Annotated in this window: 4 protein-coding genes and 1 pseudogene; 4 read left to right on the top strand and 1 reads right to left on the bottom strand. The window is 35.3% G+C overall.

The features are described from left to right. The 3 genes and pseudogenes from OCK74_RS16015 to OCK74_RS16005 form a co-directional block, all read left to right on the top strand. A pseudogene (locus tag OCK74_RS16015) lies at positions 1-410 on the top strand (hypothetical protein); the annotation flags it as partial. Positions 411-945: 535 nt separating this feature from the next. Beyond that, positions 946-2,067: an acyltransferase family protein gene (locus OCK74_RS16010; RefSeq protein WP_279298067.1), complete on the top strand. Its 1,122-nt coding sequence runs from the start codon at positions 946-948 to the stop codon at positions 2,065-2,067. Positions 2,068-2,110: 43 nt separating this feature from the next. Beyond that, positions 2,111-2,920 carry a class I SAM-dependent methyltransferase gene (locus OCK74_RS16005; RefSeq protein ID WP_279298066.1) on the top strand — a complete coding sequence of 270 codons (810 nt, stop codon included), beginning with the start codon at positions 2,111-2,113 and terminating at the stop codon, positions 2,918-2,920. Positions 2,921-2,987: 67 nt separating this feature from the next. On the opposite strand, the gene OCK74_RS16000 is transcribed toward OCK74_RS16005, so the two are convergent. Beyond that, positions 2,988-4,442, bottom strand: coding sequence for a hypothetical protein (locus tag OCK74_RS16000; RefSeq protein WP_279298065.1), 1,455 nt, complete (start codon positions 4,440-4,442; stop codon positions 2,988-2,990). A 78-nt stretch (positions 4,443-4,520) separates the two neighbouring features. On the opposite strand from OCK74_RS16000, the gene OCK74_RS15995 reads away from it, so the two are divergent. After that, positions 4,521-6,059, top strand: a complete 1,539-nt coding sequence (locus tag OCK74_RS15995; protein ID WP_279298064.1) for a glycosyltransferase — start codon at positions 4,521-4,523, stop codon at positions 6,057-6,059. The last annotated feature ends 14 nt before the right edge of the window (positions 6,060-6,073 follow it).

The following is a 6,073-nucleotide window of genomic DNA, read 5'->3' as shown; positions in this document are numbered from 1 at the left end:
CCTACATGTTCTATAAAGTGCTCAAGGCAGGTTACACCATCTGCTACCAGGCAGATGCCTATGTGTGGCATAAACATAGAAAAGATATGAAAGCCTTAAAACGTCAAGTTTATAACTATAGTAGGGGCCATGTAGCTTATCATTTACACACCTGGTTAAATGATAATGATTGGCGGGGATATAAAAGAATATTTTATGAATTGCCGAAAATACACATGATAAGGTTTGCGAAGAGTTTGGTTGGACGCAGTAACTTTCCCATATCCATGATATTATTGGAAATAGCCGGAAATATATTAGGTCCCTGGGCATTTTATAGCTCTTTATGGCGAGTTAAAAAGTTAGGCAGAAGTGCCCGCTATATTCCTCCAAAAGAAAATGCTACAATAAAGAACAAGAATGCTTATTAAACAAACTACGTATCTAAAAACTATTTAGATGATTGAAATGGTCTAAAATAATTGTTTCAACCATAAAAAAAATTTATAAAGCAATCTGTTGTAAACAAATTAAAAAATTAGTAGCTTTAAATCAGTATTATCCCGCTCTATAGAAAGAAATCTTATTTGTCTGATATCCATAATAAAATAAAAGTAGCTGAATGGAATTATAGGCGTAGCATATCAGACACTATGAAGCACTTTAAAATCCAAAATATTTTCTTCTCTCTTGGAATTTAGCTTTAGATACTTTAAGTACAGATCGCTTATATAAAACTTAATACTTTATTGCTTTATTTGAAAAGGCAGGTGGAAAGTAAATGATTTCATACAATCAAGGTATGAAAGGAGTAATGGTTTTAAGTCCTAACCCTATTTTGAAAAGTTGATTCAGATAATACCATTAAGGTATTATGATAGCCATTGAAATTTTATAAGTATTTATATACTGTACAAATTGAGTAGGATTTACAGATTATTGGACAATGTTTTAAAAGTGTACTAAATGAAATACATTAAGGAGTTAGATAGTATTAGAGCTATTGCAGCCTTAATAGTTATATTTCATCATTGGTTGCATGGGAAATTTATAACAGATAAATTTGATGGTGTTGCCATGTTCTTTGTTTTAAGTGGATTTCTCATTTCAGGAATATTGTTTGAAAATAAGAATAAGGCTGAAACTTTGGGTACTCCGAAAGTTCAGGCCTTTAAAAACTTCTTTTTCAGAAGGGCTATCAGGATATTCCCCATTTATTATTTAGTTGTCTTCTTTGTATTTTTTCTAGGGCATCAATCTCAGGCACATGGGTTCTTATATTATCTCACTTATACATCCAACTTTTATATTTTTCATACGCAACAATGGGGTGAGTTTACACATTTATGGTCCTTAGCTGTTGAAGAGCAGTTTTATTTTATTTGGCCCTGGATCATTCTATTCGTAAATAAGAGGAATATTTTAGCAATCATTATCACTTTTATATTAATAGGCTATATAAGTATATATGCTATTTATACAAGTCTACCAGGTTTTACTTTTCTTTTCAGAAATGGTTTCTCCTATATGTTAACTCCTGCCTGTTTGCTTTCTTTAGGTCTAGGTTCTCTTTTATCATGGATCAACTATTATAAACCCAATGTTTTACAAAACAGTTATTTATTTATATACTTAATTGCTATATTAAGTTTTACAGTAACCATTTTCAACAAGAACTATACAATTGCTTTTTTTGACCGCAGGATTCTTACTTCCTTGATCACTTTTGGGCTTATTGCTTACATCTATCGAAATAAAGAGAAAAGGTATTCGATGTTTTCATTTATATTAAGAAACAAGATTCTTATAGGCCTAGGCAAAATAAGCTACGGGATTTATCTATACCATTTTATTTTGCCCTACTACTCGTACAACGTATTATCTTATGTTAATAATGCTTTACCAGAGTTTTTGAATAAATATCAAAAGCCGTTATTGTTTGTAGAGAATTTCTTTATCCTTTTACTCGTTAGCATTTTGTCTTGGAAAATTATTGAATTGCCTTTTTTAAAGCTAAAAAAGTATTTTGAATACGGACAAGTGAACAAGCAGTCAAATATTTCTACTGTAGAAGTTGTAGTAAGATAATTTCTGTCTATCATAAATTTTTTATCTATTAAACATTTACAACATGATGTACAAACTAAAAGTGAAATTCCTTAAAACAACTTATGGATCCCTTCTTTGGCGTAAATGGAAAGTTTGGCGCGGAGAACACGTTGGAAGCTACCACCGCTTACCCGAATTTATTAGAAATAATGTTTTTCCCGGTGCAAGTTTTGTTGATATTGGATGTATGTGGGGGGTAAATGGGGATCATGTGTTCTTTGCTGAAGAATGTGGAGCAACTGAGGTTAAAGGGGTAGATGTTTTCGGCCCGACACCAGAATTCGAAGCGAAAAAAAGGGAGCGCAATTCTAAGGTGGAGTTTATTTTAGGTGATGTGGGTAATCGTAATACACTTGCCAGAATTGGTATGGTTGATATTGTTTTTTGTGCTGGAGTGTTGTATCATCATCCTAGCCCCTTTGATTTGTTAGTTGCATTGCGCAGTATTTGTAAAACTAAGTTGATCCTTAGGACTTCAGCAATTCCAGAAATGGATGGTTTACCTAATGGCGCAATATATTATCCTATGCTACAGTCAAAGGATCGAGAACTGTGGAGATTAAAATCTTTAAAGAAACAAGTAGGTATCTCAGATGCTTTTGAGCCAGATCAAGGTTATGGTAACTGGTTTTGGGGACTAACCCCAAGTTGTATAAAATCTCTTTTGGAAACAGCAGGATTTGCAATAGAATACAACTTTAAAGAGCCTTTTGCACAAACTTACATTTGCAAACCTGTAACTATTCCATTTGAACACCACCTGCCCAGTGAAATGGAAGCAAAGGAATTGGCAAGTTATATATCATCTAATCAATTAGCTCAACCTGCATAATCGATAAAATCCGTAAGAAAAATAAGGTTTTTGCCTTGTAGCATCAAAATAGAAAGTTTGTTCAAGATTATTTTATACCAAAAGTGTTCTTTGAAGTTTGGCTGTGCGGGTAAATAGTGTCCTCCTTCATATACTTAAAGGGGCCCATACCCGCCATTTTAAGTTGTTCCATACTTGAACTAAGCAATTGCTTATCCCAATGTAATAGGAAATTTTGATGGCGCTCTACAAGTACGGAATGTGGTACACCTAGCCTTATATCTTTGATAACAGCATCTGAACCATAAACTTGGTAGTTACGATAATTAAGGCCAGCACGCGTATTATCAAAAAACAATATAATCATTGAGAGAAACAAGCTCCATTTGACAATATTTCGCATAACAGGAAGTCCATAAAGTTCCCAGGCGCTATAGCAAATAACCAGTGTTGGTATAGCAAGTAATACATAACGTTCAGGCAGGCCTACTGTCGGCACCAATGCTGCACGTCCCCAACCAATTGCTAAAGCGAAAACCAAACTTGCGCCCAGGAAAAAGAATAACCCCAAAGCTCTTTGAAATTCTCTTCCTTTGGTTTTAGGAAGTACAAAAAGGAGTAAAATGGTTGTAGCAATAACCAGAGTCAGAGCGAATGCAGATGATAAGCGCCAGGAAATGGATGCTGCAGGACCATAGGCCAGGGCTAAAAACTTTGCGCTTGTTTTTAAAGTAGCTGTTATATTGGGGCTGGGTGGGTTCCACCATGGGCGGACATAACCTATAAAATAAACGCCTACGATCAGAATTGTTAATAATATAGCAGCATACAAAAGGAAGCCAACCTTTCGATTAGCGCCTGATTCATGGCTATGAAGATGTAAATATCCTTCATATGCTAACCAAGGTATGACTGGCATTAGATAAATAAGGCCATTTGCGCCGCATAAAGGCAGCGAGATTAAACAAATAGAAACTATTATAGCTAAACGAAAGCTAAGAAAATTTGAATACTGAACGATAATCATTATCAGTAAACAGGTTAATATGGTAGGAAGCACAAAAGTAAACTGCCAACTCCAGAATAAATTTGGCCAATTTCCGATGTGAAGTAATGCAATCGGGAAAATAGCATCTGTATAATCCGTTTTGCCTCCGCGTATATAATTAAAGAATTTGATGAGCATGGCAGAGAGTAACCCAATTGAAAGAACATTTAAAACCATTCCTGAACGAAAGTCGCCATTTGTTATTTTTAAAAAAAACAAGTAAATTAACTTTGGTAATGGAATACGATGTTCATTGTTTTGTTTCCAAAGCCATGAAACAAAATTTGGCTCGTTTCCTGTAAGCGGCTTAACCATTAGCCAATCTTCAGCAATGGGAATATTACGGCCATAAAGAATGATACAGATAATTGCTGCTAGCAGCATTATTGCCCATATAGCCCATACAGTAATCTCCGGCCCCTTTGTCAAAGCAGTATGAGATAATGAATAACCAGCATTTGGAAAAAATTTTATTGCAGGAATTTTTGACCTCATTGTATAAATATTCTTGAAGTAAAAAATAAGAAAATAGTCTCAATATAACAACAGATTAATTATCTAATACAATTATTTATGTCAGCAAAAAAAGAAAAGTTGGCAGGGATTGATGTGCTTTTACGCCGGGAGCAATATAGAGATAAGTATTGGCAAAAACGCGATCCGATTGTTAAAGACAGATTGCTTTGGCGGGCACAAAGCTTCCGTCATTTAGTCCATCTTTTGCCCGGTCAATCTATTTTAGAATTAGGTTGCGGTAAAGGACAATTTACCGAACAACTTTATAAAGTTTGCCGTGGTGAAAATTCTATTACTGCGGCAACATTTCAAAAGGAGATTACCGGATTGGACACGCAATATCCGTCCGTAGAGTTTTTGAATCTCTCATCATTTCCTGGTTTTTTAAAAGGAAGGTCTTTTGATTATATAATTGCCATGGACATACTAGATAAGTCAAACTGTTCATGGATATTACAAAATATGTACGATTTGCTGGCTCCTGGGGGGCAAATTATTCTTTATGAAAGTAACCCCTGGAACGTAATGTTACAAGCCAACAGGTTTGTGAATAAACTTTTTGGAAGTCCTGATCAAAGGCAACTGGTCAACCGTTCAAAGTTGTATGAACTTTTCTCCCAGTTAGGCTTTATAAAAGTATTTGCTGTATTCAACGACTTTGTGTATGCGCCTCTTACGCCTAAAGGAGTGTGGTTGCTTAGGAATCTTTCTATTCTTCTTGAAAATGTACCTTTTATCCGTACACTCGCCGGATCTATTTTAATTCATGCTCAAAAGCCTCCGAAAAATCTGCCTTTACCTCAAGTTTCTCTTTGTTATCATGAACAGTTAAAAGGTAAAGTATCTATAGTTGTACCATGTCATAATGAAGAAATGAATGTCGAACCTTTGGTTACATCGTTGGTCAGAATTTATGGTGAATATATCCATGAAATTATTCTTGTAGACGATAATAGCCTGGATAAAACAAGAGAGGTCATCGCGATGTTATATGAGAGATATGACATGATCAAGCCTGTTTTTCGCACACCTCCCAATGGCGTTGGTAGGGCAATTGTTGATGGCTACAAAGTAGCGACAGGTCAATATATTTTATCAATGGATTGTGATTTTCAACACCTTCTCCCTGAGATTCGCGATCTGTTTGATGCTGCGGCCAAAGGGTATGATGTTGTAGTTGGAAGCCGTTTTTCCAGGCATAGTGTTTTATTGAACTATCCATTTCAGAAAATTATTGCTAACAGAGCATTTCACCTTTTGGCCAGGATTTTGTTTTTCAGGGGTTTCAGAGACCTGACCAATAATCTTAAGTTGATGCGCCGGGAAGTAATTGAAAAACTCGAATTAACTCAACCTGGATTTGCTATCAATGCGGAAACAGGATTTCTTCCATTGTTAATGGGTTTCAAAGTAAAGGAAGTTCCTATTTCCTGGATAAACCGCACGCCTGATATGGGTATATCTTCATTTAAGCTATTGAAAGTTGGGGGAGGATACTGGGAAGTGTTATTCCGACTTTGGCTACAATTAATTTCTTTCAAAAAGAATTACTATCCTAATGTTACTTTCCGGAAAAGCTATGCTCCGAAAAGTTGATTTGGCCTGTCCTG

This window comes from Paraflavisolibacter caeni (assembly GCF_025628885.1).
In the GTDB taxonomy this organism is placed as follows: Bacteria; Bacteroidota; Bacteroidia; order Chitinophagales; family Chitinophagaceae; genus Flavisolibacter; species Flavisolibacter caeni.
The sequence above is the reverse complement of the archived record's forward strand: the minus strand, read 5'-3'. Positions and strand labels throughout refer to the sequence as shown.